We start from the raw sequence: 26,844 nt of genomic DNA on the forward strand, positions 1-26,844 counted from the left end.
GGACATGACCGCGAACGAAAAGCCGGAGCTCTCCGGCAAGGTCGCCCTCGTCACCGGCGCGAGTCGGGGCATCGGCTACGGCATCGCCGAGGCGCTCGTCGCCCGCGGCGACCGGGTCGTCATCACCGGGCGCGGCGAGGAGGCCCTCAAGGAGGCCGCCGAGCGGCTCGGGGCGGACCGGGTGATCGGTGTCCCCGGCAAGGCCCACGACCTGGCACACCAGGCCGCCGCGGTCGAGGCGGCCATGGACGGCTTCGGCCGTCTTGACTTCCTGGTGAACAACGCCGGCACGAACCCGGTCTTCGGTCCGATCGCCGATCTGGACCTGGGAGTGGCCCGCAAGGTCTTCGAGACCAATGTGATCTCCGCGCTCGGTTTCGCCCAGCGGAGCTGGCACGCCTGGCAGAAGGAGCACGGCGGTGCGATCGTGAACATCGCCTCGGTCGCCGCCATCTCGGCCTCGCCGTTCATCGGCGCGTACGGGATGAGCAAAGCCGCGATGGTGAATCTGACCCTCCAGCTGGCGCACGAATTCGCGCCGCTCGTGCGGGTCAACGCCATCGCCCCCGCCGTGGTGAAGACCAAGTTCGCACAGGCGCTGTACGAGGGCCGAGAGGCCGAGGCGGCCGCCGCCTATCCGCTCGGCCGGCTCGGCGTCCCCGAGGACATCGGCGGCGCCGCCGCCTTCCTGACCTCCGGGCAGTCGGAGTGGATCACCGGCCAGACCCTCGTCGTCGACGGCGGGATTTTCCTGAACGCCGGAGTCGGCTGACCGATATCCGGACACTTTCCGGAATTCCTGTCCGGATTGGACCCGGTTATACGCCGAATGACTCAAGTGCCCCGTCAGACTCGAAGATTGACCTGACGGGGTGCTGCGGTATCGTCGGCCGACCCGTGGCTGAACGAGGAGCGTGCACGTGTTCAACCGGACCAGTCTGCAGGCCGCTGCAGCCCTTGCGTCCATATCCCTGGTGTCCGGATGCGGTGTATTTTCGGACAGCGAATCCACTGGGGATCAGAGAATCGTCGTCGGTACGACGAGTTCTCCCACCACGCTTGATCCGGCCGCGGCCTGGGATAACTCCTGGGAGCTCTTCCGGAATGTGTTCCAGACCCTGGTGAGTTTCCCGACGGGCAGTACGGCGCCGCAGTCCGACGCCGCCGACTGCAAGTTCACCGACACGGCGAGCCGGGTCTTCGAGTGCAAGCTCCTGGACGGGCTGAAGTTCTCGAACGGCCACAAGCTGGACGCCGAGGCCGTCCGGTACTCGATCGAGCGCATCCGCACGATCAACCACAAGGGCGGCCCCAACGGGATGCTCGGCTCGCTCGGCAAGATCGAGACCGTCGGCGACCGCACGGTCGTCTTCCGGCTGAACAAGTCGGACGCCACCTTCCCGTTCGTCCTCGCGACCCCCGCGATGTCGCTCGTGGACCCCGCCGAGTACCCGGCGGACAAGCTCCGCACGGACGGCAAGCTCGTCGGCTCGGGACCGTACGTCCTGGACTCGTACGCCGAGCGGAAGACGGCCGAGCTGACCAAGAACGCCAGCTACAAGGGGTTCGCCGCCCGCAAGAACGGCGGCGTGACGATCAAGTACTACGACGACTCCGAGGCGATGGTCACCGCGCTCCGGAAGGACGAGATCGACGCCACCTACCGCGGCCTCACCGCCGAGGAGGTCGTCGCGTTCCAGGAGGACAAGCCCGAGAACAAGGGCCTCCAGATCGTCGAGTCCACCGGCGCCGACATCCGCTACCTGGTCTTCAACACCCAGGACCCCGCGGCCGCCAAGCCGGCCGTCCGCAAGGCCATCGCCCAGCTCGTCGACCGCGACGAACTGGTCAACAAGGTCTACCAGGGCACCGCCGAACCCCTGTACTCGATGGTTCCCAAGGGCATCGCCGCCCACACCACCAAGTTCTTCGACCGTTACGGCACGCCGAGCGTCCCGAAGGCCAAGAAGATCCTCAAGGACGCCGGCGTCGAGACGCCCGTGAAGATGGACTTCTGGTACACGACGGACCGGTACGGCTCCTCGACGGCCGCCGAGTTCACCGAGCTGAAGCGGCAGCTGGAGGAGTCCAAGCTCTTCGAGGTCGACGTGCACGGAAAGCCCTGGAAGGAGTTCCAGGCGGGCTACCAGGCGGGCGAGTACCCGGTCTTCGGGCGCGGCTGGTTCCCCGACTTCCCGGACCCGGACAACTTCGTCGCCCCCTTCCTGGGCAAGGAGAACGTCCTCGGCACGCCGTACGTGAGCGAGCGGATCACCGGGGAACTGCTCCCGAAGTCCCGCCGCGAGAGCGACCGCGGGACCGTCACGGACGAGTTCGTCGAGGCCCAGGAGATCATGGTCCAGGACGTCCGGCTGCTGCCCCTGTGGCAGGGCAAGCTGTACATCGCGGCCGGTGAGGACATCGGCGGCGGCGAGCGCGCGCTCGACCCGCAGACGGTCATGCAGCTGTGGGAGCTGCACCGCCGGGCCAGCTGGTAGAAGGCAGAAGACCTACCGGGAGCCACTGTCAGTGGCCCCCGGTAGGTTCTTGGACGTAGATCAGGCACGTCCACCGGAGGTTGTTGACCGTGACCGACACCAGCATGCTGCCCGAGTCCTGGCGGGGTGTTCTCGGCGAGGAGCTGCAGAAGCCGTACTTCGCGCAGCTCACCGAGTTCGTCGAGGAGGAGCGCGCCAGGGGACCGGTCTTCCCGCCGAAGGACGAGGTCTTCGCCGCCCTCGACGCCACCCCGTACGACAAGGTCAAGGTCCTGATCCTCGGTCAGGACCCGTACCACGGCGAGGGGCAGGGGCACGGCCTCTGCTTCTCCGTCCGCCCCGGCGTGAAGACCCCGCCCTCCCTGCGGAACATCTACAAGGAGATGCAGGCGGAGCTGGGCCACCCGGTCCCGGACAACGGCTTTCTGATGCCGTGGGCCGAGCAGGGCGTCCTCCTGCTCAACGCGGTCCTGACGGTCCGCTCCGGCGAGGCGAACTCGCACAAGGGCAAGGGCTGGGAGAAGTTCACGGACGCCGTGATCACCGCCGTCGCGTCGCGGCCCGACCCCGCCGTCTTCGTCCTGTGGGGCAACTACGCCCAGAAGAAGCTGCCGCTCATCGACGAGGAGCGGCACGTCGTCGTGAAGGGGGCCCACCCCTCGCCCCTGTCGGCGAAGAAGTTCTTCGGTTCGCGGCCCTTCAGTCAGATCGACGAGGCCGTCGCGGCCCAGGGACACGACCCGATCGACTGGCGCATCCCGGACCTCGGCTGAGCCTCGGCCGGATCGGGGCCGGGTGCGGCTAGCGTCGGCTCTCCCATTGGGTGAGCGGGTGGAGGTCGGCGTGACCGAGCAGCAGCAGGCGGCGGACGACGGGGTCATGACCAGGATCGGGCAGGCCATGATGCTGCTGCACGGTGGCGACCGCGAGGAGGCCCGCAACCGCTTCGGGGTGCTGTGGCAGCAGATCGGCCCCGACGGGGACCCACTGCACCGCTGCACCCTCGCCCACTACATGGCCGACGCCCAGGACGACCCCGACACCGAGCTGGCCTGGGACCTGCGTGCGCTGAGCGCGGCCGAGGGGCTCGCGGAGGAGCGGCTCGCGGCGCACGGGTCGGCCGTGGCGCTGCGCGCGCTGTACCCGTCGCTCCACCTCAACCTCGCCGCCGACTACGTGAAGCTCCAGCGGCCGGACGCCGCGCGGGTCCATCTGGACCGGGCCCGCGCGGCGTCGGACACGCTCGACGACGACGGCTACGGAAACGGGGTGCGGGCCGCGATCGAACGTCTGGAGCTGCGGCTGCGGGCCATGTGAGGTGGGGGGCGGCCGGGCGCGTGACGCGGCGCGTGAGCGGCTGCGTGGCCTGGCGTACGACCGGTTGTCGGGTGGTCCGGGCGGCTCACCGGCCGTACGTGCCGTGGCAGATCCTGGCCTGATCACTGCCGGGGCCCCAGCCCCCGTACCGCTCGCCCAGGTCGCAGACGTCCGCCCGGGAGCGCGGCGGTTCCTTCGGCAGCTCCGCCGGCCCCGGCAGGTCCGGAACGGCGGGCCAGGGCTCCGGGGGCGCCTCGCGGTGCCGGGGTGTGGCGGCGGGGCGCGGCGCCGGCGGGCTCGGCGGGGCGGCCGTTCGCCGGTGCCTCTCGGGTGCGGAAGCGGGTACGGGCGTCGCGCGGGGCGCGGCGGACGGCGGGGGTGCGGCGGAGGGCGGGGGAGCGGGCAGCGCCGCTTCGAGGGCCTCGCGGGCCGGGCCCTCGACGATCTGCGGCGCCACTTCCTGGGCGGGGAGGACGGAGCTCTCCGCGGCGGGCGCGGGGGCGGGCGCCGTCGGCGGGGCGTCCACCGAGGCGCAGCCCGCCAGGGCGGCGACCGCCGCCCCGACCAGGATCTTTGCTGTGGTTCGGGTTCCATGCACCGCGCCACTCTGCTGGTCGCGCGGCGATCTTCGCGCCCCTACCGGCGGGGAATGCCCCGCACGGGTGAGGCGCCGCGGGACCGGCCTTGACCCGCGGGACGGTCCTCAGTCGCCGGTGGCGCCGTCGAGCCGCTCCCGGATCAGGTCCGCGTGGCCGTTGTGGCGGGCGTACTCCTCGATCATGTGCAGGTAGATCCAGCGGAGGTTGAAGGTCCGCCCGGTGCGGTGCTTGCCCACGCCGAAGTCGTCGAGGCCGTGCGGCGCGGCCAGGGTGCGCGCGTGGGCGATCTCGGCCTGCCAGGTGGCGTAGGCCTCCTCGTACGTGTCCCCGTCCGTGGCGTGGATGTCCCGGTCCCGGTCCTCCTCGGTCGAGTAGATCCAGTCCGCCTCCTCGCCGGCCAGGACGCGGCGGAACCAGCCGCGCTCGACCTCGGCCATGTGCCGGACGAGACCCATCAGGTTGAGGTCGGACGGCGGAGCGGAGGGGGTGCGCAGCTGGGCGTCGTCGAGCCCCTCGCACTTCTGCGCGAGGGTCGCGCGATGGAAGTCGAGCCACTGCTCCAGCGCCTCGCGCTCGCCCGAGGTGGTGGACGGGTCGACGCGCTGGACGGATTCGGTGCGTTGGGTGGTCATGCGCGGCATCGTCCCCCATGATCGCCGGCCACGCCAGCGGTTTCGGGCCGTGCCCCGGACCCGCTCGGCGCCCGTCAGGCGGTGCCGAGCATGCCCCGCAGCAACTCGTCGAAGCCGGTGCGCAGTTCCGCGCGGCCGGGCACGGCGGCGTGGAAGGAACCGGCGGCGCAGGAGAACATCAGGCCCTCGCACCAGGCGACCACGGAGAGCGCGTGCCGCTCGGGCGCCGGTGAGCCGGCCGCCGTCATCATCGCGACCAGCGGGCCGCGGAAGGCGGCGCCCGCGGCGTCGAAGAAGGCGCGGAGCTCGGGGCGGCGGGTGGCCTCAAGGGCCAGTTCGTAGCGGGAGACCAGCAGCGCGCGGTGGTCCGTGAGGTAGCGGTGCAGGGCGAGGGCGAGCGCGTCCGCGAGGTCGTCGGCGGTCGGGGGCGTGCCGGCGTCCGGGGCGTCCGGGCCGCCGCTGCCCGGCAGCTCGTCCGGGGTCAGTACGCGCGCCTCCCAGTGGACCTGGCGGCGGACGGCCGTCTCCAGGAGCGCCTGACGGGTGCGGGCGTGATTCGAGGTCGACCCCTGCGGCAGCCCGGCCCGTTCGTCCACGGCGCGGTGCGTCAGGCCCCGCATGCCCCGCTCGACGAGGAGGTCGAGGGCGGCGTCGCCGATCCGCTCGGCGCGGGAGGCGCGCGAAGCGGGGGTGTCCGGGACGGGGGCGGTCGGTGCGCTCATGGGGCCAACCTACTACCGCCCACTACCTGCCTGACTACACCTGTAGTACGGTCGCACTGTCGGACTTACTACATCTGTAGTTGCGTACTCCGGGAGCAGCCATGCCGCAGCAACAGCGCCGCGCCGTCGTCGTCGGAGCCGGAATCGGTGGACTCACCGCCGCCGTCGCCCTCCACCGCGAGGGCTGGCAGGTCACCGTCCTGGAGCGCGCCGCCGACCTCGCACCCGTCGGCGCCGGAATCGGCCTCGCCCCCAACTCCCAGCGCGCCCTGGACGTCATCGGTCTCGGCGACCGTGTCCGCGACCTCGCCGCCTGGCAGGGCGACGGCGGCATGCGCGCCCCCGACGGCCGCTGGCTCGCCCGGACGAACGCCCAGGCCGCCGCCGAGCGCTTCGGCGGGCCGCTCGTCCTCCTCCACCGCGCCACCCTCGTCGAGATCCTCGCCTCGGCCCTCCCCGAGGGCACGGTCCGCACCGGAGCGGCCGCCACGCTCGCCGACCCCGGCGACGACCTGCGCCCCGCCAGGCTGACCACCCCGGACGGCGCGATCGAGGCCGAACTCGTCGTCGCCGCCGACGGCATCCGGTCCGCGACCCGCCACGCGCTCTTCCCCGAGCATCCAGGACCCCGGTACGCCGGCTGCACCACCTGGCGGGTCGTCGTCCCCGCCCCCGCACGGCCCTTCGCCCCGCACGAGACCTGGGGCGCCGGACGCCTCTGGGGCACCCAGCCCCTCAAGGACGGCCGGATCTACGCGTACGCCATGGCCGCCGCCCCCGCGGGCAGCCGTGCCCCCGACGACGAGAAGGCCGAGCTCCTGCGCCTCTTCGGCGACTGGCACCACCCCGTCCCCGAGATCCTCGCGGCCGTCGACCCCGGCCAGGTCCTGCGCCACGACGTCCACCACCTGCCCGATCCGCTGCCCGCCTTCCACCGGGGCCGGGTCGCGCTCCTCGGCGACGCGGCGCACGCGATGATGCCGAGCCTCGGCCAGGGCGGGAACCAGGCCATCGAGGACGCCGTCGTCCTCGCCCACCACGCCGGCTCCGCGCCCGGCTTCACACCCGGCCGCGCGCTCGCCGCGTACACCGCCGACCGGCTGCCGCGCACCACCGCCATCGTCCGCAAGGCCGCCCGCACCGGAGCGGTCACCCTGCTCTCCGCCCGGCCCGCCGTCGCCCTGCGCTCCGCACTCGTCGGCGCCGTCTCCCGCTTCGGCCCGGGACTGATCCTGCGCGGCTTCGACGGCATCGCCGACTGGCACCCGCCGGTGGCTCCCGCCCGGCCCGCGTAAGCTGACCAGCGCGAACGGCGCGCGCGAGCGCGGCCGGTGGACACGAGCGACACGACAAGGGAGACCCCGTGAAGGTTGGCTGCATCGGACTCGGCGACATCGCGCAGAAGGCGTACCTCCCCGTCCTCGCCACCCTCCCCGGGGTCGAACTCCACCTCCAGACCCGCACCGCCGCGACCCTGGACCGGGTCGCCGACTCCCTCCACCTGGCCGCCGCGCAGCGCCACCGCGACCTCGACTCGCTGCTCGCCGCCGGACTCGACGCGGCCTTCGTCCACGCGCCGACCGCCGTCCACGCCGAGATCGCCGCCCGCCTCATCGAGGCGGGCGTCCCCACGTACGTCGACAAGCCCCTCGCCTACGACTACGCGGACTCCGAGCGGATCGTGGAGCTCGCGGAGAAGCGTTCGGTCGGCCTCGCCGTCGGCTTCAACCGGCGCCTCGCGCCCTCCTACGCCCAGTGCGCCGAGCACCCGCGCGAGCTGATCCTCCTGCAGAAGAACCGGATCGGCCTGCCCGAGGACCCGCGCACGCTGGTCCTCGACGACTTCATCCACGTCGTCGACACCCTGCGTTTCCTCCTCCCCGGCGAGATCGAGCACGTCGACGTGCGTGCCCGGATCCGCGAGGGGCTCATGCACCACGTCGTGCTCCAGCTCTCCGGTGACGGCTTCACCGCCATCGGCATGATGAACCGGATGAACGGCTCCACCGAGGAGATCCTGGAGGTCTCGGGCCAGGACACCAAGCGCCAGGTCCTCAACCTGTCCGACGTCGTCGACCACAAGGGCCAGCCGACGGTACGCAAGCGCGGCGACTGGGTGCCGGTGGCCCGCCAGCGCGGGATCGAGCAGGCCGTGCTCGCCTTCCTCGACTCCGTACGGGAGGGCCGGGTGCTCAGCGCGCGCGACGCCCTGCTGACCCACGAGCTGTGCGAGCGCGTGGTCCGCGAGGCCCTGCTCCAGGCTTCGTGAGAGCACCCGCGCCCTCGGCGGCGCACACGACGCCCACCACGGCCACCGCCCCGTACAACGTCCAGTCGCCCCACCGGACATAGCCCGTCGTCGTCGTCGAGAGCGGCAGCTCGCGCACGGCGACGGCGCTCGCGTCCGTGCCGAGGACGGGTCCGATCCGGCGGCCGTCGGGACCGTACGCGGCGCTGACCCCGGTGAGCGTCGCATGCACGACGGGCCGGCCCGTCTCCGCAGCCCGAAGCGCCGCCAGGGACGCGTGCTGGGCGGGCGCCCAGCTCTCCTGGAAAGTGCTGGTCGCCGACTGGACGACCAGGAGCCCGGCACCGTCCCGGACGAGCCGCCGGCTCATGTCGGGGAACGCCGACTCGAAGCAGATCAGCGGCCCGATCCGCAGCCCCGCGCCCTCCGCGCCGGCGGGCAGCGTCATCACCACGGGCGCGCTGCCCCGTCGCCGGTCCTCCTGGGCCGCCTCGCCGACCGACGTCACCCACCCCAGGACCCCGCGCGCCGGGACGTACTCGCCGAACGGCACGAGCCGCATCTTGTCGTACCGCTCGCCGGTGAGCCCGGCCGGGCCCACCAGGACGGCGCTCTTGAAGATGCCCGGGCGATCGGCGGCGCGCGCGTCCACGTTCACCAGGAGCGGCGCGTCGACGGCCCTCGCCAGGGCGGTGAGCCGGGCCGCGAGATCGGGCCGCCCGGCCGGATCGGCGCCGACACCGCTCTCGCCCCAGACCACCAGGTCGAGACGCTGCCCCGCGAGCGAACGGGTCAGCTCCTCGGCGCGGGCGAACCGCCGCTCGGCCCCGTCCGCACCGTCGAGGACCCCCGGCTGCACGAGGGCCACACGCACCGTCCCGCGCTCGCTCGGCGCCCCGACGCCCCAGGCCGCCGAGCCCGCCACGAGCGCGCACGCGGCGAGCCCCGCGACCCCGACGGCACGCAGCCCCGGCACCGCGACGAGCAGGGCCACGGCCGTGTTCGCCGCCACCACGAGCAGGCTCACCAGCCACACCCCGCCGACCGAGGCGAGCCGCAGCGCCGCCGGCACCTCCCACTGGCTCGCGCCGAGCAGCCCCCAGGGCCCGCCGAGGCCCTCCCAGGAGCGGACCAGTTCGATCAGCAGCCAGCCGGAGGGCACCGCGAGCAGGGCGGCGGCGCCCCGCAGAGCTGACGGCGCCCCGCCGAGCAGGGAGCGTACGAGCCACCCCCACGGCAGCCACAGCAGGCCGAGCAGCGCGGCGAGCGGCAGGAGGAAGACGTGCAGGCTGGGCAGCAGCCAGTGATGGACGGCGAGCACGAAGCCGGCCCCGCCCAGCCAGCCGTCCAGCCCCGCGCGGCGTGCCCCCGGAGCCGTACGGATCAGGAGCAGCCACGGGACGAGCGCCAGGTACGCCCACCACCAGAGCCCGGGTGCGGGGAACGCGAGTGCGGGGAGCGCGCCGCAGCCGACGGCGACCAGGGAACGCACGAGGCCGCGCCGCCGAGCCGGGACGCGGCCCGGGCCCGGTGCGGGCTCCCGGTCGGAGTCCTCCGCGGCCCGGTCCCGTTCCCGGTCCCCGGCCCGGTCCCGGTCCCGGTCCCGAGCCCGGTCCCGTTCCCGGTCCCCGGCCCGGTCCCGGTCGCGGCCTCGTTCCCGGTTCCGGTTCACGAACGGCATGCGCATGGCGGCCTCCCGCCCTAGCCTTCAGTGTCACCCCGTGCGGACCGCCGGGTCAGTGGCGGCGCCACCGCTCGTCGACGACGACCGAGGAGAGCCGCCAGCCGTCGGCGGTGCGCAGCGCCGCGAAGGCGTAGCGGCCGCCGCAGATGAAGTCCTCGCCGGTGGCGAATCGCATCGGGTTCACGTAGTCGGCGCGGACGTCCGCGCCGTCCCCGGACTCCTGGTAGCCGCCCGCCTCACGGAAGAGGACCCGCCGGTTCACGATGAGGTGCTGGCGTACGGGGAAGAGGGTCATGGTCTCGGCGAGCCAGTCGGCGACCTCGGCCGCCGGGCCCTCGATCCCGCCCGAGCCGCGGTAGTCGGCCCGGCCGTCCCGGGTGAAGAGGGCCCGGTAGCCGGTCCAGTCGGCGTCGTCCACGGCCGCCGCGTAGCCGGTGATGAGGTCGTCGATGGCGAGCCGGTCCATCACGGTCGCGAGGTCCACGCGCTGCGTCATCGGTTCAGTCTCGGGCAGCGGGGTCCCGGCGCCAAGGGGCGTGCGGGCAGCGACTTCCGGGGCGCGGTCATACTGGCGGGCATGCGCGTGAACATAGATCCCGAACTGACCGACCGGACGGCCTTCTACCGGTTGCTCACCGCCACCGTCGTGCCCCGGCCGATCGCCTGGGTCTCCACGTCCTCGGCGGACGGGACGGACAACCTCGCCCCGCATTCCTTCTTCACCATCGCCTCGGTCACGCCGCCGGTCGTGCAGTTCACGTCGGTGGGACGCAAGGACTCCCTGCGGAACGTGGAGGAGACGGGGCAGTTCGTGGTCAATCTCGCCCCCGAGGGGCTCTTCGAGCAGATCAACGCCACGGCGACCGACTTCCCGCACGGGATGAGCGAGTTCGATGCCTGCGGCGTCGAGCGGGAAGCGAGCCTGCGGGTGAAGCCGCCACGGGTGGCCCGGTCGTCGGTGGCGCTCGAGTGCGAGCTGCACAGCACGGTGCGGATCGGCGACTCGACGGTCGTCTTCGGCCGGGTGGTGCACGCGGCCGTCGACGAGTCGGTCATGGTCGACGGCCATCCCGAGATGGCGCTGATGCGCCCGCTGACCCGGCTAGGCAAGAACGAGTGGGGCACCCTGGGCGGCATCAAGGAGATCGCCCGGGTGCCCTACCAGGGCTGAGCGTCAGCCCGCGGACTCGCCCGCGTGCGGGCTGAGGACGTCCGTGCCGACCAGGATGAACAGCAGGATGCCCAGCAGGATGCGGTAGATCACGAAGGGCATGAAGCTCTTGGTGGTGATGAACTTCATGAACCAGGCGATCACCGCGTAGCCGACGAAGAACGCGATGATCGTGGCGAAGATCGTCGGGCCCCAGGAGACGTGCCCCTCGCCCGCGTCCTTCAGCTCGTACGCGCCCGAGGCGAGGACCGCCGGGATCGCGAGGAGGAAGGAGTAGCGGGCGGCGGACTCGCGGGTGTAGCCCATGAGCAGACCGCCGGAGATCGTCGCGCCCGAGCGGGAGACGCCCGGGATCAGCGCCATGGCCTGGCAGATGCCGAAGATCAGGCCGTCCTTCACGCCGAGGTCCTTGAGCGTCTTGCGGTCGCGGACCACCCGGTGGCGGCCGCCGGCCTCGTCCCGCGCGGCCAGCCGGTCCGCGACACCGAGGACGATGCCCATGACGATCAGGGTGGTCGCGATCAGCCGCAGGTCGCGGAAGGGGCCCTCGATCTGGTCCTTGAGCGTGATGCCGAGGACGCCGATCGGGATCGAGCCGACGATGACCAGCCAGCCCATCTGGGCGTCGTGGTCGGAGCGCATCGACTTGTCGGTGAGGGAGCGGAACCAGGCCGAGACGATCCGCGCGATGTCCTTGCGGAAGTAGATCAGGACGGCCGTCTCCGTGCCGATCTGGGTGATCGCGGTGAAGGCCGCACCCGGGTCGTGCCAGCCCGCGAAGGCCGCGGTCAGCCGCAGGTGCGCGCTGGAGGAGATGGGAAGGAACTCCGTCAGCCCCTGTACGAGTCCGAGGATGAACGATTCGAACCAACTCATGGGGCTAGGGCCGTCCCGTTATGTACGTGTGCGGTCAGAAGGTCGAGCGCAGCGTACCGTCCCGAAGTGACGAGCCCGGGATCAGGTCCGTGATGCTCCCGTGATCAGGCCTCGCGAGGGCCTGCGGCCGTCCATCCCGGCGCCCGGACGTGCGCGCGGAGGCTCCGGCGGTCGGCCTCGCCGCCGCAGTGGGCGCAGACGAGCCGGGGGCTGAGGAACTCGCCGCAGTCGTGCTCCAGGACGACGGGGCGGTCGTTGTCGTTGAGGTGGCGGTCGCCCCAGGCCATCAGGGTCACGAGGACGGGCTGGAGCTCCTCGCCGGCGGCCGTCGCCCGGTACTCGAAGCGCTGCGGACGCTCGCTGTACGGCACCCGCTCCAGGATCCCGGCCTCGACGAGCCGCTTGAGACGGGCGGTGAGGATGTCGCGCGGTGCCCCGGTGTTGCGCGCGATCCGGTCGAAGCGGTGCACGCCGAGGGAGACCTCGCGCAGGACGAGCAGCGCGTACTTCTCGCCGACGAGCGCGAGGGTGTCGGCGATCGAGCAGGGGCGGGGGGCGGCCTTCATGGGATCAGCGTAGGGCAGGGCGAGAGGGAGGGTTTGAAAATCCAACTCACTGGGATATGTTACCGACGAGTGTTGGTCCACTTTTCCAACTCAGGAGTTGGTCATGCGTGACGCCGTCATCGTCGAAGCCGTCCGTACGCCGATGGGAAAGGGCAAGGCCGGGGGAGCCCTGTCCCACGTCCACCCCGTCGCCCTTCTCTCCCACACGCTGCGCGCCCTGATCGAACGCAGCGGCATCGACCCCGCCCTCGTCGACGACGTGATCGGCGGCACGGTCGACCAGGTCGGCGAGCAGGCCATGAACACCACCCGCTACGCCTGGCTCGGCGCCGGCTTCCCCGAGTCCGTGCCCGCCACCACCGTCGACCGGCAGTGCGGCTCCTCCCAGCAGGCCGTCCACTTCGCCGCCCAGGGCGTCCTCTCGGGGGCGTACGACATCGCCGTCGCCTGCGGGGTCGAGTCCATGAGCCGGGTCCCGATGTGGTCCAACGTGCCGCCCGGCGCCGATCCCTTCGGGCCCGGCGTCGCCGAGCGCTACCCCGAGGGGCTCGTCCCGCAGGGCGTGAGCGCCGAGCTCATCGCCGCCAAGTGGTCGATCGGCCGCGAGGCCATGGACGAGTTCGCCGCCGGCTCGCACACCAAGGCGGCGCGTGCCTGGGAGGCCGGACTCTTCGACGCCGAGGCCGTCCCGTACGAGGGCGTCCGCCGCGACGAGTCGGTGCGCCCGACGACCACTCCCGAGATCCTCGCCGGGCTCCGGCCCGCCTTCGAGGACCCCGGCTTCGCCGCCCGCTTCCCGCAGATCGACTGGTCCGTCACCGCCGGCAACAGCAGCCCGGTCAACGACGGAGCGTCCGCAGTGCTCGTCATGGCCGCCGACACGGCCCGTAGCCTCGGCCTGCGGCCCCTCGCCCGGCTGCACAGCTTCGCCGTGACCGGCTCGGACCCGCTCCTGATGCTCACCGGCGTCATCCCCGCCACGGAGAAGGTCCTGCGCCGCGCGGGCCTCTCCCTCGCCGACATCGACCTCTTCGAGATCAACGAGGCCTTCGCGAGCGTCGTGCTCGCCTGGCAGCAGGAGACCGGCGCCGACCCGGCCAGGGTCAACGTCCACGGCGGGGCCGTCGCGCTGGGGCATCCGCTCGGCGCCAGCGGCACCCGCATCGCGACGACCCTCGTCCACGCCCTGCGGGCCCGGGGTGCCCGCTACGGCCTCCAGGCGATGTGCGAGGCGGGCGGCCTCGCGAACGCGATGATCGTCGAGGCGCTCTGAAGCGCCGGACTACGGAGCCGTACCGACCGGCTGCGGCTCCCGGGCGGGAGCCGCAGCCGGGTCCAGGACACAGGCCGGGGCCGGAGCCCGCAGGCCGTGGCGCTTGCGCCAGGCCACCACCGCCGCGCCCAGACCCGACAGGACGATGAACCCCGCGGAGAAGAGGAAGGCCGGCGACCCCGGTGAACCGGCCTGGGCGCCGGCGATCACGTACGCCGCCGTGTTCGGCACGGTGCCGATCGCCGTCGCCAGGAGGAACGGCACGTACCGCATCCGGGAGACGGCCGCGCAGTAGTTGGCCGCCGCGAACGGGACCCCCGGGAAGAGCCGGATCGCCAGCATCGAGCGGAAGCCGTGCCGGCTCAGCTGCCCGTCCGCCGCCGTCAGCCAGCGGCCCTTGACGAACGGCCGCAGCGCGTCCTGTCCCAGGAACCGGCCGAGGGTGAAGGCGATCCCGGCGCCGAGCACCGTCCCCGCCACCGCCGCCGTCAGACCGGCCACGGAGCCGAACAGCGCGCCCGCCGCCAGGTTCAGCACAGGGCGCGGCACGAAAGCCGCCGTGCACACGCCGTACGCGACGCCGAAGAGCAGGACCGCGCCCGCGCCGCTCGTCTGCTGCGGCCAGCCCGACGACAACAGCCGCTGGGGCTCGTACAGCAGCACGAGCCCCGCCGCGCAGAGCAGCAGCAGGGCGAGCATCGAGAGCCGCGAACGCGGCGAGAGCAGGACCTGGGAGCAGCGGACGGCGAGGGAGCCCGGCGGCCGGGGCACGGGAGCGAGCATTCGGGGAGAGTAGCGGACGGGTCCGTATGATCGCCGTAATGTGCGTCATGTCCGTCCGGGCCGGAGCCCGGACCGCGCCGTGAATGGTGACAGGGAGCGCTCCATGACCGACGTCCCCGGCAGCGCCCTCGCCGACACCGTCCTGGACCGGCTCACCACCGTCTACCCGGCCGCGGGCAACCCCTTCCGGGCGCAGGAGATGGTCGCGTACATGAAGGGCGTCGCCCCCTTCCTCGGCGTACGGACCCCCGAGCGCCGTGCCCTGTCCCGCACCGTCCTCGACGGCACCCCCCGCCCCGACGAGGACGACTGCACCGCGATCGCCCTGCGCTGCTTCGCCCTGCCGGAGCGCGAGTACCACTACTTCGCCGTCGACTACCTCCGCCGCCATGTGAAGCGCTGCTCCTCCGGCTTCCTGCCCGTCGCCCGCCGGCTTGTCACCACCGTCTCCTGGTGGGACACCGTCGACCACCTCGCGGCCCACGTCGTCGGCGGCCTCGTCGCGGCCGACCCGGCCCTCGCGGCCCGCATGGACGAGTGGATCGAGGACGAGGACCTGTGGGTGGCCCGCACCGCGCTCCTCCACCAGCTCCGTTTCAAGGACGCGACCGACGCCGACCGGCTCTTCGCCTACTGCCTGCGCCGCGCGGCCCACCCCGACTTCTTCGTCCGCAAGGCGATCGGCTGGAGCCTGCGCGAGTACGGCAAGACCGCCCCCGGCGAGGTGCGCGCCTTCGTCGCCGGGAACCGCTCCCTGCTCTCCCCGCTCTCGGTCCGTGAGGCCCTCAAGAACCTCGACTGACGTTCCTTACGGGGAGCACCGGCACAATGAGAGCGTGAACGAGCACATCCCCGTCATCCGCGAGGTCGACCAGGGCACCGCGCGCCTCATGCCCGACGTGGACCGGGAGCAGGCGTGGCTCCTGACGGTCGACGGCGCCCCCCAGTCGTACGTCGACCTGGACGATCCGGCGTACCTGGAGTTCGAGTACGCGCGCCGGCTGGCCCATGTCGTCGACGGCGCCGCGGACGAGGGCGAACCACTGGACGTCCTCCACCTGGGCGGCGGGGCGCTCTCGCTTCCCCGGTACGTCACCGTCACCCGGCCCGGCTCGCGCCAGGACGTCGTGGAGGCGGACCGGGAGCTGCTCGCCCTCGTCGCCGAGCACCTGCCGCTGCCCGAGGGCTCGGGAGTCACCGTGCACGGCGCCGACGCCCGGCTGTGGCTTGAGGCGGCGCCGGACGCCTCGGCCGATCTGATCGTCGGCGACGTCTTCGGCGGCTCACGGGTGCCCGCGCACCTCACCTCCGTCGAGTACGCCCGGGAGGTCAGGCGCGTCCTGCGGCCCGGCGGGCTCTACGCCGCCAACCTGGCCGACGGAGCGCCCTTCGCCTTCCTCCGCTCCCAGCTCGCGACCTTCGCCGCCGTCTTCCCCGAACTGGCCCTGGTCGCCGAACCGGCCGTGCTGCGCGGCCGCCGCTTCGGGAACGCGGTCCTGGTCGCCTCCGGCCGGGAGATCGACATCGCCCACCTCGCCCGGCGGGCCGCCGCGGACGCCTTCCCCGCGCGCGTGGAACACGGGGCGACGCTCGACCGGTTCACCGGGAACGCGGAACCGGTCCTGGACTCCGGTGCCGTACCGTCACCCGTTCCGCCGGAGGGCGCCTTCGGCATCGGCTGAGACGACGGCCGCCGCTGTCTCCGCCGACGTCGCGGTGTCCGGGCTCGCGCCCGCGACCTCCTTCCCGTGCGAACGGCGGGTCAGGTTCCGTACGTCCGGCACCAGCAGGACCAGTGCCGTGACGAGCACCATCAGCGCCGCCGCGCCCCACAGGGCCTCGCTCCGGCCGAACGCGCTCTCGGCCGGGCCCGCGAGCGCCGTGGACAGCGGCAGGAGGGCGGTGGAGCCGAACCAGTCGTAGGCGGAGACCCGGGAGAGCTTCTCCTCCGGGATCTCCTGGTGCAGGGCCGTCATCCACGAGACGCCGAAGACCTCGATCGCCGCGCCGCTGACGAACATGGCGAGGGTGAGCCCCACCGCGTCCAGCGGTACGGCGAGCGCCGCCGACGGCAGCGCGATCGGGAAGACGCAGAGCGTGCCGACGAACAGCAGCCTGCGCGGCTTCCACCGGGTCATCAGGACGGCGCCGGCGACGGTCCCCACCCCGTACGCGGCGAGCGCGATGCCCCACGGACGGGCTCCGCCCAGTTCGTCCCGGGCGACGAGCGGTCCGAACACCGCCTCGACCGCGCCGATCAGGCCCACGACCACCGAGAACTGGGCGACGATCGACCACAGCCACGGCCGCCCGACGAACTCCTGCCAGCCCTCCTTCAGATCGGCGAAGAGCCCGCCGCTCGGCGCCCGCTCGGGGGTGCCGCTCACGTCGAGGAAGGCCCGCAGCCCGCCCGCGACGGCGAACGCGAGCGCGTCGATCGCGAGGACCCAGCCGGGCCCGACGAAGGCGACGAGCGCGCCGCCCAGCGCGGCGCCGCCGATTCCGGCGCCGTGCATGGCCATGCGGTAGACGGCGAACGCCTTGCCGGCCTGCTCCCCGGTGACGCTGGTCAGCAGCATGCCCTCGGCCGCCGGGTTGAAGAAGGCCTGCCCGGCGCCGCAGAGGGCGGTGAGCAGCATCATCTGCCAGATCTGCGCCCCGCCCGAGAGCACGAGGACGGCGAAGACGGCCTGCGAGACGCAGTTGAGGGTGTTGGCCGCGACCATCACGTGGTGACGGGGTATCCGGTCGGCCACCGCGCCGCCGATGAGCAGGAAGAGGACGAGCGGCAGGAACCGGGCCATCGCGACGAGTCCCACGTCGCCCGCGCTGCCCCCGCTCTCGAAGACCGCCCACGTGGTGGCGATCAGCGCGCCGTGCGCGCCGAGGTTGGTCACGACCGTGGCGGCGGTGAGCAGGACGTAGTTGCGGCCCGCCCACTCGGGGCGGCGGGAGGCGAAGGGGGTACGGCCGGGGGAGGCGGCGGGATTCGTCACTCCGGGACTATCCCTGTCGCCTCCCCCTCCTGCCAAACCGATATCCGGACGGCGAACGCCGTCGTCAGGACGGGGTGGTGAGCCTGACCGTGGAGAGGATCTTCTTGATGGTGGCGTCCGGCAGCTCGTCCTTGACGCCGTCGGCCCCGTAGAGCACCCAGGTCGAGAAGTCGCCCTTGGCGTTCTTGAAGGTGAAGGCGATCGACTTGCCGTCCGTCTCGCACTTGTTGCGCTTCTTGACGCCCGGCGCCGTGGCGGTCGCCATGCTGCCGGTGAGCCCGGACGCCGTGGTGTACGGCACCGGCTTGGACATCTTGATGGTGTTCTTGGGCATGTGCTGGGCGTAGGCACCCCACACCCACGAGCCGGCCTCGCCGCGTGCGGCGTCCGCCGTGGTTTTGGCGCCCTGGCCGCCCTTGGTGCCCGCGGTGCCCAGGCCCCAGGACTCCTCGGTTCCGTTCTTGTCGGAATCGTAGGTGCACCACTTGCTCTTGAAGAGAGAGGGGCTGGACATCGTCATGAGGGGCATGCCGTCGTTCTTCTTCTCGTCCTCGAACGCGTTGATCATGCCCGGCTTCAGCACCTCCCACTCGGGCGGTACGTCGAACAGGGTGCCGTACTTGGGGTTGATGACGACCTTCCAGCCCGGGATGGTCGGCTGCTGGGCGGCGCCGTCACGCGGGTTGTCGAGCGGCGGCGCGGAGGACCCCTCGGCCTCGGACGGCGTGCCGGACGGCGGCGTCGGCGCCGACACGGACGGGTTCTTGCCGTCGGCGGTCGGCTTCCCGTCGTCGTCGTTGGAGAGCACCAGGAAACCGGTGACGCCGGCCGCGACGACCACGGCGGTCGCGGCGACGATCGCGATGAGGGTCGTCTTCTTCTTGCCGCCGCCGGGGCCGCCGGGCATCCCGGGCTGCCCCGGACCGTGCCCCGGTACCGCGTACTGCGGGACGGTCGGCTGCTGGTACGGGTTCGGCTGCCCGTATCCGGGCTGCTGGGGGTGGCCCTGCTGCCCGTACCCCTGCTGCGGGTAGCCCGGCTGCGTGGGCTGTTGGGGATAGCCGGGCTGCGCCGGCTGCTGCGGATAACCGGGCTGGGCCGGCGGCTGCTGATACGGGTTCGGCTGCTGGTACCCCGACTGCTGGTAGGGGTTCTGACTCTGGTCCTGCGGGTTCTGCTCGCCCCCGGGCGGCTGCTGTCCTGGCCACATGGCCAGTAACGATAGAGGTGTGGCGGCGGCAGGACCACGAGAGGGATGGCCAAGGCTGCTACCGGTGGGTAACATCACGGCCATGAGCGCAGACCAGATGACCGTCGGCGAGATGCTCGCCGCCACGGTCCCCATGGCCGGAACCCTCAAGCTGGAGTTCCTGGAGACCACCGCCGAGCGCGCCGTCGTGCGCCTGCCGGACCAGCCCGCCTACCACAACCACGTCGGCGGCCCGCACGCCGGAGCGATGTTCACCCTGGCCGAGTCCGCCAGCGGCGCGATCGTGCTCGCCGCCTTCGGCGACCAGCTGACCCGCGCCGTCCCGCTCGCCGTCAGCGCCGAGATCGGCTACAAGAAGCTGGCCATGGGCGTCGTCACGGCCACCGCGACCCTGGGCCGCCCCGCGGCGGACGTCGTCGCCGAACTCGACGCCGGACAGCGGCCGGAGTTCCCGGTACGGATCGACATCACCCGCGAGGACGGCGCCGTGACCGGCGAGATGACCGTCGTCTGGACCCTGCGCCCGAACGCCTGACCAGGGACGCCGCGCGCCGCCCCCGCACCCCCCTTCGGGTGCGGGGGCGGCCGTGTTCCGGGCTGCCGCCCCGGAAACGGACATCTCGTCACGCATAGTGCGGTACGGGCACGGACATATCCGGGCCGGGCCCGCACCCCGTGCCGAGGAGCCGCCGCGTGCCCGACGAACCGTCACCCGACCCCGCCGTACCGGCGGAACCAGAGCCCGCTGTCCCCACCGCGTCCCGGCGGCGCGGTCCGCGGCTGTCCCGGCGGGCGCTGCTGCTCGCGTTCACCGGCGGCGCCGCCCTCGCGGTCGCCGCCTCGCCCGCGGCGGCCGGTACGCGGCCCCGGCGGACGACACCCCTCGCCCCCGCCGCCGGCCGGGTCGACGACCTCCTCGCCCGGCTCACCCTCGACGAGAAGGTCTCCCTCCTCCACGGCGCCACCGACCCCGGGAGCCTCGGCCAGGCCGGCCACGTACCCGGCGTACCCCGGCTCGGCATCCCGCCGCTCCGGCTCGCCGACGGGCCCGCCGGGATCCGCGTCCGGCGCACCGCGACCGCGCTGCCCGCGCCCGTCATGCTCGCCGCCGCCTTCGACCCCGGCCTCGCCCGCGCCTACGGCCGGGTCATCGGCCGCGAGGGCCGCGCCCTCGGCCAGGACGTGCTGCTCTCTCCCATGGCCAACCTGATCCGCACCCCGTACGCGGGACGGAACTTCGAGACCTTCTCCGAGGACCCGCTCCTCACCGCCGACCTCGTCGCCGAGGAGATCCGCGGGATCCAGGCCGAGGGCCTCGTCGCCACCGTCAAGCACTTCGCCCTCAACAACCAGGAACGCGACCGCACCAAAGTCGACGTCCGCGCCGGCGAACAGACCCAGCACGAGACCGAGCTGCGCGCCTTCGAGGCCGCCGTGGCCGCCGGGGCCGGCGCCGTGATGGCCGCGTACAACAAGGTCGACGGCGTCCACGCCGCCGAGAACGCGACCCTGCTCACCGCCATCCTGCGGGACCGCTGGGGCTTCGACGGCTGGGTCATGAGCGACTGGAACGCCGTGCACACGACCGGTCCCGCGCTCGCCGCCGGCCTCGACATGGAGATGCCCGGCGGCTCCCGCTACGGCGCCGCGCTCCGGGACGCCGTTCGCGCGGGCCGGATCGAAGAGGCCGCGGTCGACCGCTCCGTACGCCGCATCCTCTCCGTACGCGAGCGCTTCGGGCTCCTCGACGACACGCCGTCGCGCCCGGCCAGGGACGCCGCCTCCGGGGCCCGGCTCGCGCTGCGCGTCGCCACCGCGGGCGCGACCCTCCTGCGCAACGAGCGCGCAGCCCTGCCGCTCACCGCCCCGGCCGCCCGCTCCCTCGCCGTCATCGGCCCCACGGCCACCGTGCCCTTCGTCAGCGGCGGCGGCAGCGCCCATGTCGTGCCCGACGCGGCGGCGAAACCCCTGGACACGATCCGCACCAGGGCCGGGGAGGACGGTTCCGTCGCGTACGCCCTCGGCGAGGACCTCTTCGGACGGCCACTGCCGCCGCTGTCACCCGCCGTCGACCTGGAAGGCGTCGACGTCGCCGCCGGCGCCACCTGGACCCGTACGGTCACGCTCACCGCCACCGACCCCGACGAGTGGACCTTCCTCGTCCACTACAGCGGCCCCCGGCCCACCGTCACCCTCGACGGCACCGAGCTCTTCCCCGTCAAGCAGGGCATCGCCGAGTACTTCGTCGGCGGCCTCCTCGGCCGGGCGCCCGACGGGCTCCACGTCCGGCGCACCACCCTGCGCCTCGCCGCCGGGCCGCACAAGCTGACCGTCACCGCCCACGGCGGACCCGCCGGGCAGCTGTTCCGGCTCCGCGCGGTGACCGGGGCGACCCGGGCCGCCGACGTGGCCGAGGCCGTACGGGTCGCGCGCGCCGCGCACAGCGTCGTGCTCTTCGCCTACGAGGACGCCACCGAAGGCCAGGACCGCGGGACCCTCGCCCTCCCCGGCCGGCAGGAGGCCCTCATCGAGGCAGTGACGGCGGCCAACGCCCGTACCACCGTCGTCCTCAACACCTCGTCGGCCGTCACCATGCCGTGGCTGGAACGGACCGCCGCCGTCCTCCAGATGTACTACCCCGGGCAGGAGGGCGCGGCCGCCACCACGGCCGTCCTCTTCGGCGACGCCGACCCCGGCGGGCGCCTCACCCAGACCTTCCCGGCCGCCGAGGACCGTCACCCCACCGCCGGGAACCCGCGCCGCTACCCGGGGGTGGACGGGGTGGAGGAGTACGGGGAGGGCATCCACGTCGGTCATCGCTGGTACGAGGCGCAGGGCGTCACGCCGCTCTTCCCCTTCGGGCACGGGCTCTCGTACACGACCTTCCGGTACGAGGACCTGACCGTCGGCCCCGGGACGGAGGCCGGTGCGGGAGGGCTCGACGTCACCTTCAGCGTCCGCAACACCGGCCGGCGGGACGGTGTCGAGGTAGCCCAGGTCTACATCGGCCCCTCCCCGGACCTCACCGCCCTCGGCATCGACCAGCCGCACTCCGCCCTCGCCGGCTACCGCCGCCTGGAGCTCGCGGCCGGCGAACGGCGGCGGGTGACCGTCCACGTCACGGCCCGCACCCTGTCCTCCTGGGACACCGCACGGCACGACTGGCTGCTCGGCACGGGCCGCCGGACCGTCCGCGTCGGTGCCTCCTCGGCCGACCCCGGCCTCACCGTCGGCGTCGAGGTCCGCCCCTCCTGACCGGGTAGGCTGCCCCGGCGTGCCCGACGCGGTGCACGCCGGGCGGCCGATACGGGAGGAACCGCGTTGCACGTGCAGGAATGGCTGGAGACGATCCCGGCGGTCGCGATCTACGCGCTGGTGGGCGTGGTGATCGGTCTGGAGAGCCTGGGCATCCCGCTGCCCGGCGAGATCGTGCTCGTGAGCTCGGCGCTGCTCGCCTCGCAGCACGGTGACATCAACCCGTGGGTGCTCGGTGCCTGCGCCACCGCCGGCGCGATCATCGGCGACTCGATCGGCTACGCGATCGGCCGCAGGGGCGGCAGGCCCCTGCTCGCCTGGCTGGGGAACAAGTTCCCGAAACACTTCGGCGAGGCCAACATCGCGCTCGCCGAGCGCTCCTTCCAGAAGTGGGGCATGTGGGCGGTCTTCTTCGGCCGCTTCATCGCCCTGCTCCGCATCTTCGCCGGGCCCCTCGCGGGCGTCCTGCACATGCCGTACTGGAAGTTCCTCATCGCCAACGTCTTCGGCGGCATCCTGTGGGCCGGCGGCACCACGGCCGTCATCTACTCGGTCGGCATCGTCGCCGAGGCCTGGCTCAAGCGCTTCTCCTGGCTGGGCCTCGTCCTCGCCGTGCTGATCGGGGCCGCCTCGATGCTGATCATCAAGAACCGCGCCAAGAAGGCGGCGGCGGAGCGGCAGGACGCCGTGGAGCCGGAGCCGGAGCCGGTCGCCGTCGGCGACTGACCCGAGCGGGACGGAGGGCGGTACCCCGCGCGGGTGCCGCCCTCCGTCGCGTCCGGCTCACTCCTCGAAGGCCTCCGCGTGGCCCTTGGCGAGCAGCAGGTACACCTCGGCGTTCAGCTTGATGCCCGCCTTCTCCTCCTCCGTGAGCGGTCGGCGGACCTTCGCCGGGACGCCCGCGACCAGCGAACCCGGCGGGACCTCCATGCCCTGCGGGACGAGCGCCTGCGCGGCGACCAGCGACCCCGCGCCGATCCGCGCGCCGTTGAGGACCGTCGCGCCCATGCCGACGAGCACGTCGTCCTCGATCACACAGCCGTGCACGACCGCGTTGTGGCCGACGGTCACCCGGGCGCCGATCGAGACGGGGAAGCCGGGGTCGACGTGGACCGTGGTGTTGTCCTGGATGTTGGAGTCCTCACCGATCGCGATGGGACCGCAGTCCGCCCGCAGCACCGTGTGATACCAGATGTTGGCGCGGGCGCCGAGGGTCACCTCGCCCAGCACCACGGAAGTCGGGGCCGTGAACGCGGTCGGGTCGATCTGCGGCTCCTTACCGCCCACACCCTTGATCAACGCCTCTGCCATGGTTCGCTCCTGATCGTCAGCCGTCGTGTCACGCCCGGGGGTGGCCCCCGGCCGCACCCTATGCCGTGCCCATGACGGACATCACAGCGCACCGAACTGATCAGGCACGACGGCGCCGACTACCGTGGCCGGGTGCCCAGGAACAGAAACACGTTCTCATCCCTCGCCGCCTGGCGGCGCAGGATCGTCGCCGGCGCCGTACAGAGCGGCTGGCGCTGGGCGCAGCAGGCCGGTTCCGTCACCGCCGAGCACCCGGGAAAGCTGCGTTTCCGCCGCCTCGGCGCGGGGACCCGCCTCGCCTTCCCGCAGGGCACGGTCTTCGGCGAGCGATGGATCGAGATCGGCGAGTGCTGCATCATCGCCGAACAGGTCACGCTGACGGCGGGGATGCTGCCGGGCCTCGACCTCGGCGCGGAGACGGTCCTGACCCTCGGGGACGGGGTGGTCCTCGGCCGCGGCAGCCACGTCATCGCCGACACGACGGTGACCATCGGCTCGGACACCTACTGCGGCCCGTACGTCTACATCACCTCGACCAACCACAGCTACGACGACCCGGACGAGCCCATCGGCCGCCAGTGGCCCCGCTCGGAACCCGTCTCCATCGGCCCCGGCTGCTGGCTCGGCACCGGAGCGGTGATCCTGCCCGGCGCGCGCATCGGCCGGAACGTCGTCGTCGCCGCCGGCGCGGTCGTACGCGGCGAGGTGCCGGACCACTCGGTGGTGGCGGGTGCCCCGGCGAGGGTCGTCCGCAGCTGGGATCCGGAGAAGGGCTGGCAGCCCCCGCTGCGCACCCCGGCGCCCAAGCCGATCCCGGAGGACGTGACGCCGGAACAGCTCGCCGCGCTCGCGGCCTGGGAAGTCGAGCAGGCGGAGGCGGTCGAGCAGGCGGCGGCCGTCGACCAGGTGGAGGCGGTCGACCAGGTGGCGGTCGAGCAGGCGGGTACCTCGTCCTAGGACGCCCTTTCGGTCCGTCAGGCCGCGGCCAGGAGGACCGTGCCGCCGAGGGCGAGGGCCGCGCCGGCCGCCTGGACCGGGCGGAGGCGCTCCTTGAGGACCGCGAACGCCGCCAGGGCCGTGACGACCGGGTAGAGGCTGGCGAGGACCGCGGCCACCACCACCGGCCCCTGCTGGGCGGCGATCGCGTACGTCCCGTTGGCCGCGACGTCCGCGAGGCCGACGAAGGCCAGGGCCGGGAGGGCCGCGCGGATGACGCCGGGGCCGCCCTCCGGGAGGGCCCGGCCGCCGCGGCGCACGGAGACGTACAGGGCGCCGCCGCCCACCAGGACGTTGGTGACGCGCTGGACGAGGAGGGCGAGGAACAGGCCGGTGACGGTGGTGGAGGACTCCGCGATGAGGGCCATCACCGAGCCGAAGCCGAAGGCCGCGAACAGGGTGAGGAAGACCGCCTGGCGCTGTACGGGGGCACCGCGCAGCTCCGGGCCGCCCGCGAGTACCACGCCGGCGATCGCCACGACGACGCCGGCGAGCTGGAGGAGTCCGGGGCGGTCGCCGAGGAACAGGCCGACCGAGACGGGGACGACGACGCCGAGCGAGCCGAGCGGCGAGACCACGCCCATGGGGCCGAGGGCCAGTGCCTTGTAGAAGGCGAGCATGGCCGCCGGGCCGACGACGCCGGCCCCGACCGCGTACCAGAGCTGGGGGCCCGCCTCGGTCCACGCTCCGGTCGCGAGGACGAGGGTGCCGAGGACGAGGACCGCGAGGGTCTGGGAGACCACGACGACCGTGAGGGCGGGTATCCGACGGGTGAGCAGTCCGCCGCCGAAGTCTGCGAGACCCCACAGCAGGGCGGTGGCCAGGGCGAACAGGGCGGTCATGGATCCTCGCAGTCGCGTGCGGCGGCACGCAGTACAGTGCAGTGAACGGTCGGGTACAGCTCACCGTAGTTCAATGCAGTGAACTCTGTCATCCAAAATATTGGACGGAATGTGTCGGACCTCGATCAGCTCACGCAGTCGCTCGCCCGGAACCTGAAGCGCTGGCGCAAGGAGCGGGGGTTCACCCTGGACGCGCTCGCAGCCCGGGCCGGGGTCAGCCGGGGCATGATCATCCAGATCGAGCAGGCGAGGACGAACCCCAGCGTCGGCACCACCGTGAAGCTGGCGGACGCCCTCGGCGTCTCCATCACGACCCTCCTCGACTACGAACAGGGCCCCCAGGTCCGGCTGGTCCCGCCCGGCCAGGCCGTCCGGATGTGGTCCACCTCCGCGGGCAGCCACAACACCCTCCTGGTGGGCACGGAGGCGCGCGGGCCGCTGGAACTCTGGGCCTGGACCCTCATGCCGGGCGAGGAAAGCGCCTCCGACCCGCACCCGGACGGCACCACCGAGCTCCTCCACGTCACCGCCGGAGTCCTCACCCTCGTCGTCGACGACGGGGAGCACCCGCTGCCGGCCGGTACCTCCGCGGTCTTCGAGGCCAACGTGCCGCACACCTACCGCAACGACGGCGACGAGCCGGTCGAGATGACGATGGCCGTCTCCATCCCGCCCGCGCGCTGAGACGGGTATCCACGATCCGGGCATCGATGGTTAGCGTGACGCGTATGCGCGCACCCATCGGAGACTTCGACAACGCCCGTCCCGCCCCCGACTGCCTCGACGAGCTGACCGGGCCCGTCGCCGCCGGCCTCCGCGCCTGGCAGGGCCCCGTACCGGCCGACCGCCTCGTGTACGTGGACACCGATCCGGCCGTCGCCGACACCGCCGTCTTCCTGGAGCACTACGGGCCCGCGCTGCTCGACGAATCCGCCAACTGCGTGGTGGTCGCGGGCAGGCGGGGCGAGACGACGACTCTGGCCGCCTGCGTCGTGAAGTCGGCGACCCGGGTCGACGTCAACGGCGTCGTACGCAAGCACCTCGGCGCCCGCAAGGCCTCGTTCGCGCCGATGGACACCGCGACCGGCGAGACCGGCATGGAGTACGGCGGCATCACCCCGATCGGCCTCCCGGCCGACTGGGCCCTCCTCGTCGACGCCGCCGTCGTGGACACCGAGTGGGTCCTCGTCGGCAGCGGCCGCAGGCGCGGAAAGCTCATCGTGCCGGGGAAGGCCTTCGCCCAACTCCCCGGCGCGGTGGTCCTGGAGGGGCTCGGCGTCCCGGTCGTCGCCTGAGGCGGGTCCGCGCCGTGCCCGCCGTCCCCGCCGGAGTCGTCAGCCGAGGCGGGGGATCTCGATGGCGGGGCAGCGGTCCATGACCATGTCGAGCCCCGCCTCGCGGGTGCGGGCGAAGGCGGCCTCGTCGATCACGTCCAGCTGGAACCAGACCGCCTTGGCGCCGATCGCGACCGCCTCGTCGGCGACCGCGCCCGCCAGCTCGCTGTTCACGAACACGTCCACGACGTCGACGGGGAACGGAATGGTGTCGAGGGAGGCGTAGCCCTTCTCGCCGTGGACCGTCTCGGCCTTCGGGTGGACCGGGACGATCCGCTTGCCGAAGCGCTGGAGCACGCCCGCCACGCCGTACGCGGCCCGCGCCTGGTTGCTGGAGAGCCCCACCACCGCCCAGGTGTCGCCCGTGGCCGTCAGGATCCGCCGCACCGTCTCCGACGCGGAGTACGCGCTCGGCTCCGCAGCCGGCACATCGGTCGGCTCATCCGTCGGCTCGTCGGTCGGCTCGGTGGTCGTGGTGTCGATGCTCATCGCTGCTGCTGCCTCTCCTCGGTGCGGCCCGTCACCGAGGTG

29 protein-coding genes are annotated in these 26,844 nt (G+C 72.9%); 16 read left to right on the plus strand and 13 right to left on the minus strand.

Annotation, left to right across the window (positions count from 1 at the left end; all coding sequences use genetic code 11):
• Positions 1-4 precede the first annotated feature (4 nt).
• From OG357_RS33320 to OG357_RS33335, 4 genes are all read left to right on the plus strand, one after another.
• Positions 5-772: an SDR family oxidoreductase gene (locus tag OG357_RS33320; RefSeq protein WP_329624638.1), complete on the plus strand. Its 768-nt coding sequence runs from the start codon at positions 5-7 to the stop codon at positions 770-772.
• A gap of 148 nt (positions 773-920) precedes the next feature.
• A complete protein-coding gene (locus tag OG357_RS33325) occupies positions 921-2,498 on the plus strand; it encodes an ABC transporter substrate-binding protein (RefSeq protein ID WP_329624639.1) in 1,578 nt (525 codons plus the stop codon).
• An 89-nt stretch (positions 2,499-2,587) separates the two neighbouring features.
• Complete coding sequence (gene ung / locus OG357_RS33330) at positions 2,588-3,271, plus strand: uracil-DNA glycosylase (protein WP_329624640.1); 684 nt, start codon at positions 2,588-2,590, stop codon at positions 3,269-3,271.
• 70 nt (positions 3,272-3,341) lie between these two features.
• A complete protein-coding gene (locus OG357_RS33335) occupies positions 3,342-3,815 on the plus strand; it encodes a tetratricopeptide repeat protein (protein ID WP_055646458.1) in 474 nt (157 codons plus the stop codon).
• 85 nt (positions 3,816-3,900) lie between these two features.
• On the opposite strand, the gene OG357_RS33340 is transcribed toward OG357_RS33335, so the two are convergent.
• The 3 genes from OG357_RS33340 to OG357_RS33350 form a co-directional block, all read right to left on the minus strand.
• Entirely contained in the window at positions 3,901-4,413 is a 513-nt protein-coding gene (locus OG357_RS33340; protein WP_329624641.1) for a hypothetical protein, read from the minus strand.
• Positions 4,414-4,518: 105 nt separating this feature from the next.
• Positions 4,519-5,055, minus strand: a complete 537-nt coding sequence (locus OG357_RS33345) for a DinB family protein (RefSeq protein ID WP_443066768.1) — start codon at positions 5,053-5,055, stop codon at positions 4,519-4,521.
• A gap of 65 nt (positions 5,056-5,120) precedes the next feature.
• Complete coding sequence (locus OG357_RS33350) at positions 5,121-5,768, minus strand: TetR/AcrR family transcriptional regulator (protein ID WP_329624643.1); 648 nt, start codon at positions 5,766-5,768, stop codon at positions 5,121-5,123.
• Positions 5,769-5,869: 101 nt separating this feature from the next.
• Between OG357_RS33350 and OG357_RS33355 the strand changes: the two genes are divergently transcribed.
• On the plus strand, positions 5,870-7,063 hold the full coding sequence (locus OG357_RS33355; protein WP_329624644.1) for an FAD-dependent monooxygenase: 1,194 nt from the start codon (positions 5,870-5,872) through the stop codon (positions 7,061-7,063).
• 68 nt (positions 7,064-7,131) lie between these two features.
• Positions 7,132-8,037 (plus strand): Gfo/Idh/MocA family protein, encoded by a 906-nt coding sequence (locus OG357_RS33360; RefSeq protein ID WP_329624645.1) that lies wholly within the window; start codon positions 7,132-7,134, stop codon positions 8,035-8,037.
• On the opposite strand, the gene lnt is transcribed toward OG357_RS33360, so the two are convergent.
• Entirely contained in the window at positions 7,961-9,703 is a 1,743-nt protein-coding gene (gene lnt / locus OG357_RS33365; protein ID WP_329624646.1) for an apolipoprotein N-acyltransferase, read from the minus strand. The two genes, OG357_RS33360 and lnt, sit on opposite strands and share 77 nt — an antisense overlap.
• A gap of 49 nt (positions 9,704-9,752) precedes the next feature.
• Positions 9,753-10,196: a nuclear transport factor 2 family protein gene (locus OG357_RS33370; RefSeq protein ID WP_329624647.1), complete on the minus strand. Its 444-nt coding sequence runs from the start codon at positions 10,194-10,196 to the stop codon at positions 9,753-9,755.
• Positions 10,197-10,277: 81 nt separating this feature from the next.
• On the opposite strand from OG357_RS33370, the gene OG357_RS33375 reads away from it, so the two are divergent.
• A complete protein-coding gene (locus OG357_RS33375; protein ID WP_329624648.1) occupies positions 10,278-10,871 on the plus strand; it encodes a flavin reductase family protein in 594 nt (197 codons plus the stop codon).
• Between the two features lie 3 nt (positions 10,872-10,874).
• Here the strand turns inward: OG357_RS33375 and OG357_RS33380 are convergent, their stop codons facing one another.
• A complete protein-coding gene (locus tag OG357_RS33380) occupies positions 10,875-11,747 on the minus strand; it encodes an undecaprenyl-diphosphate phosphatase (protein WP_329624649.1) in 873 nt (290 codons plus the stop codon).
• A gap of 104 nt (positions 11,748-11,851) precedes the next feature.
• Positions 11,852-12,313: a winged helix-turn-helix transcriptional regulator gene (locus OG357_RS33385; protein ID WP_329624650.1), complete on the minus strand. Its 462-nt coding sequence runs from the start codon at positions 12,311-12,313 to the stop codon at positions 11,852-11,854.
• A 103-nt stretch (positions 12,314-12,416) separates the two neighbouring features.
• Here OG357_RS33385 and OG357_RS33390 point away from each other — a divergent pair, with 103 nt between their 5' ends.
• On the plus strand, positions 12,417-13,586 hold the full coding sequence (locus OG357_RS33390) for a thiolase family protein (RefSeq protein ID WP_329624651.1): 1,170 nt from the start codon (positions 12,417-12,419) through the stop codon (positions 13,584-13,586).
• Positions 13,587-13,595: 9 nt separating this feature from the next.
• Here the strand turns inward: OG357_RS33390 and OG357_RS33395 are convergent, their stop codons facing one another.
• Complete coding sequence (locus tag OG357_RS33395; RefSeq protein ID WP_329624652.1) at positions 13,596-14,369, minus strand: TVP38/TMEM64 family protein; 774 nt, start codon at positions 14,367-14,369, stop codon at positions 13,596-13,598.
• 103 nt (positions 14,370-14,472) lie between these two features.
• On the opposite strand from OG357_RS33395, the gene OG357_RS33400 reads away from it, so the two are divergent.
• Both OG357_RS33400 and OG357_RS33405 read left to right on the plus strand, forming a co-directional pair.
• Positions 14,473-15,171 (plus strand): DNA alkylation repair protein, encoded by a 699-nt coding sequence (locus tag OG357_RS33400; protein ID WP_329624653.1) that lies wholly within the window; start codon positions 14,473-14,475, stop codon positions 15,169-15,171.
• Positions 15,172-15,205: 34 nt separating this feature from the next.
• Positions 15,206-16,051 (plus strand): spermidine synthase, encoded by an 846-nt coding sequence (locus OG357_RS33405; protein WP_329624654.1) that lies wholly within the window; start codon positions 15,206-15,208, stop codon positions 16,049-16,051.
• Here the strand turns inward: OG357_RS33405 and OG357_RS33410 are convergent.
• Both OG357_RS33410 and OG357_RS33415 read right to left on the minus strand, forming a co-directional pair.
• Positions 16,013-17,365 carry an MFS transporter gene (locus OG357_RS33410; protein WP_329624655.1) on the minus strand — a complete coding sequence of 451 codons (1,353 nt, stop codon included), beginning with the start codon at positions 17,363-17,365 and terminating at the stop codon, positions 16,013-16,015. The two genes, OG357_RS33405 and OG357_RS33410, sit on opposite strands and share 39 nt — an antisense overlap.
• 64 nt (positions 17,366-17,429) lie before the next feature.
• On the minus strand, positions 17,430-18,575 hold the full coding sequence (locus tag OG357_RS33415; protein ID WP_329624656.1) for a hypothetical protein: 1,146 nt from the start codon (positions 18,573-18,575) through the stop codon (positions 17,430-17,432).
• An 82-nt stretch (positions 18,576-18,657) separates the two neighbouring features.
• Here OG357_RS33415 and OG357_RS33420 point away from each other — a divergent pair, with 82 nt between their 5' ends.
• The 3 genes from OG357_RS33420 (at position 18,658) to OG357_RS33430 (ending at position 22,556) form a co-directional block, all read left to right on the plus strand.
• Positions 18,658-19,110 (plus strand): DUF4442 domain-containing protein, encoded by a 453-nt coding sequence (locus tag OG357_RS33420; protein ID WP_317593645.1) that lies wholly within the window; start codon positions 18,658-18,660, stop codon positions 19,108-19,110.
• Between the two features lie 158 nt (positions 19,111-19,268).
• The gene (locus OG357_RS33425) at positions 19,269-21,830 is read left to right on the plus strand and encodes a beta-glucosidase family protein (RefSeq protein WP_329624657.1); all 2,562 of its coding nucleotides are present in this window, start codon (positions 19,269-19,271) and stop codon (positions 21,828-21,830) included.
• Between the two features lie 66 nt (positions 21,831-21,896).
• Positions 21,897-22,556 (plus strand): DedA family protein, encoded by a 660-nt coding sequence (locus OG357_RS33430; protein ID WP_329624658.1) that lies wholly within the window; start codon positions 21,897-21,899, stop codon positions 22,554-22,556.
• Positions 22,557-22,613: 57 nt separating this feature from the next.
• Here OG357_RS33430 and OG357_RS33435 read toward each other — a convergent pair whose 3' ends face one another.
• A complete protein-coding gene (locus OG357_RS33435) occupies positions 22,614-23,141 on the minus strand; it encodes a gamma carbonic anhydrase family protein (protein ID WP_329624659.1) in 528 nt (175 codons plus the stop codon).
• Positions 23,142-23,273: 132 nt separating this feature from the next.
• Between OG357_RS33435 and OG357_RS33440 the strand changes: the two genes are divergently transcribed.
• A complete protein-coding gene (locus OG357_RS33440) occupies positions 23,274-24,098 on the plus strand; it encodes an acyltransferase (RefSeq protein WP_329624660.1) in 825 nt (274 codons plus the stop codon).
• Between the two features lie 17 nt (positions 24,099-24,115).
• Here OG357_RS33440 and OG357_RS33445 read toward each other — a convergent pair whose 3' ends face one another.
• The gene (locus tag OG357_RS33445) at positions 24,116-24,979 is read right to left on the minus strand and encodes an EamA family transporter (RefSeq protein WP_329624661.1); all 864 of its coding nucleotides are present in this window, start codon (positions 24,977-24,979) and stop codon (positions 24,116-24,118) included.
• Positions 24,980-25,090: 111 nt separating this feature from the next.
• On the opposite strand from OG357_RS33445, the gene OG357_RS33450 reads away from it, so the two are divergent.
• Both OG357_RS33450 and OG357_RS33455 read left to right on the plus strand, forming a co-directional pair.
• On the plus strand, positions 25,091-25,663 hold the full coding sequence (locus OG357_RS33450; RefSeq protein WP_329624662.1) for a helix-turn-helix domain-containing protein: 573 nt from the start codon (positions 25,091-25,093) through the stop codon (positions 25,661-25,663).
• Positions 25,664-25,707: 44 nt separating this feature from the next.
• Positions 25,708-26,274 carry a YbaK/EbsC family protein gene (locus OG357_RS33455; protein WP_329624663.1) on the plus strand — a complete coding sequence of 189 codons (567 nt, stop codon included), beginning with the start codon at positions 25,708-25,710 and terminating at the stop codon, positions 26,272-26,274.
• A 39-nt stretch (positions 26,275-26,313) separates the two neighbouring features.
• On the opposite strand, the gene OG357_RS33460 is transcribed toward OG357_RS33455, so the two are convergent.
• Positions 26,314-26,802, minus strand: coding sequence for a CoA-binding protein (locus OG357_RS33460; RefSeq protein ID WP_329624664.1), 489 nt, complete (start codon positions 26,800-26,802; stop codon positions 26,314-26,316).
• Positions 26,803-26,844: the final 42 nt, after the last annotated feature.

This window comes from Streptomyces sp. NBC_01255, from assembly GCF_036226445.1.
GTDB lineage: Bacteria > Actinomycetota > Actinomycetes > Streptomycetales > Streptomycetaceae > Streptomyces.

Bases quoted from the DNA above. Each gene is read 5' to 3' on its own strand.
- OG357_RS33320 (WP_329624638.1), top strand. From the start codon at position 5: ATGACCGCGAACGAAAAGCCGGAGCTCTCCGGCAAGGTCGCCCTCGTC.
- OG357_RS33355 (WP_329624644.1), top strand. From the start codon at position 5,870: ATGCCGCAGCAACAGCGCCGCGCCGTCGTCGTCGGAGCCGGAATCGGT.
- OG357_RS33445 (WP_329624661.1), bottom strand. From the start codon at position 24,979: ATGACCGCCCTGTTCGCCCTGGCCACCGCCCTGCTGTGGGGTCTCGCA.
- OG357_RS33400 (WP_329624653.1), top strand. From the start codon at position 14,473: ATGACCGACGTCCCCGGCAGCGCCCTCGCCGACACCGTCCTGGACCGG.
- OG357_RS33395 (WP_329624652.1), bottom strand. From the start codon at position 14,369: ATGCTCGCTCCCGTGCCCCGGCCGCCGGGCTCCCTCGCCGTCCGCTGC.
- OG357_RS33370 (WP_329624647.1), bottom strand. From the start codon at position 10,196: ATGACGCAGCGCGTGGACCTCGCGACCGTGATGGACCGGCTCGCCATC.
- OG357_RS33345 (WP_443066768.1), bottom strand. From the start codon at position 5,055: ATGCCGCGCATGACCACCCAACGCACCGAATCCGTCCAGCGCGTCGAC.
- OG357_RS33420 (WP_317593645.1), top strand. From the start codon at position 18,658: ATGAGCGCAGACCAGATGACCGTCGGCGAGATGCTCGCCGCCACGGTC.
- OG357_RS33390 (WP_329624651.1), top strand. From the start codon at position 12,417: ATGCGTGACGCCGTCATCGTCGAAGCCGTCCGTACGCCGATGGGAAAG.
- lnt (WP_329624646.1), bottom strand. From the start codon at position 9,703: ATGCGCATGCCGTTCGTGAACCGGAACCGGGAACGAGGCCGCGACCGG.
- OG357_RS33460 (WP_329624664.1), bottom strand. From the start codon at position 26,802: ATGAGCATCGACACCACGACCACCGAGCCGACCGACGAGCCGACGGAT.
- OG357_RS33455 (WP_329624663.1), top strand. From the start codon at position 25,708: ATGCGCGCACCCATCGGAGACTTCGACAACGCCCGTCCCGCCCCCGAC.
- OG357_RS33380 (WP_329624649.1), bottom strand. From the start codon at position 11,747: ATGAGTTGGTTCGAATCGTTCATCCTCGGACTCGTACAGGGGCTGACG.
- OG357_RS33385 (WP_329624650.1), bottom strand. From the start codon at position 12,313: ATGAAGGCCGCCCCCCGCCCCTGCTCGATCGCCGACACCCTCGCGCTC.
- OG357_RS33350 (WP_329624643.1), bottom strand. From the start codon at position 5,768: ATGAGCGCACCGACCGCCCCCGTCCCGGACACCCCCGCTTCGCGCGCC.
- OG357_RS33375 (WP_329624648.1), top strand. From the start codon at position 10,278: ATGCGCGTGAACATAGATCCCGAACTGACCGACCGGACGGCCTTCTAC.
- OG357_RS33435 (WP_329624659.1), bottom strand. From the start codon at position 23,141: ATGGCAGAGGCGTTGATCAAGGGTGTGGGCGGTAAGGAGCCGCAGATC.
- OG357_RS33415 (WP_329624656.1), bottom strand. From the start codon at position 18,575: ATGTGGCCAGGACAGCAGCCGCCCGGGGGCGAGCAGAACCCGCAGGAC.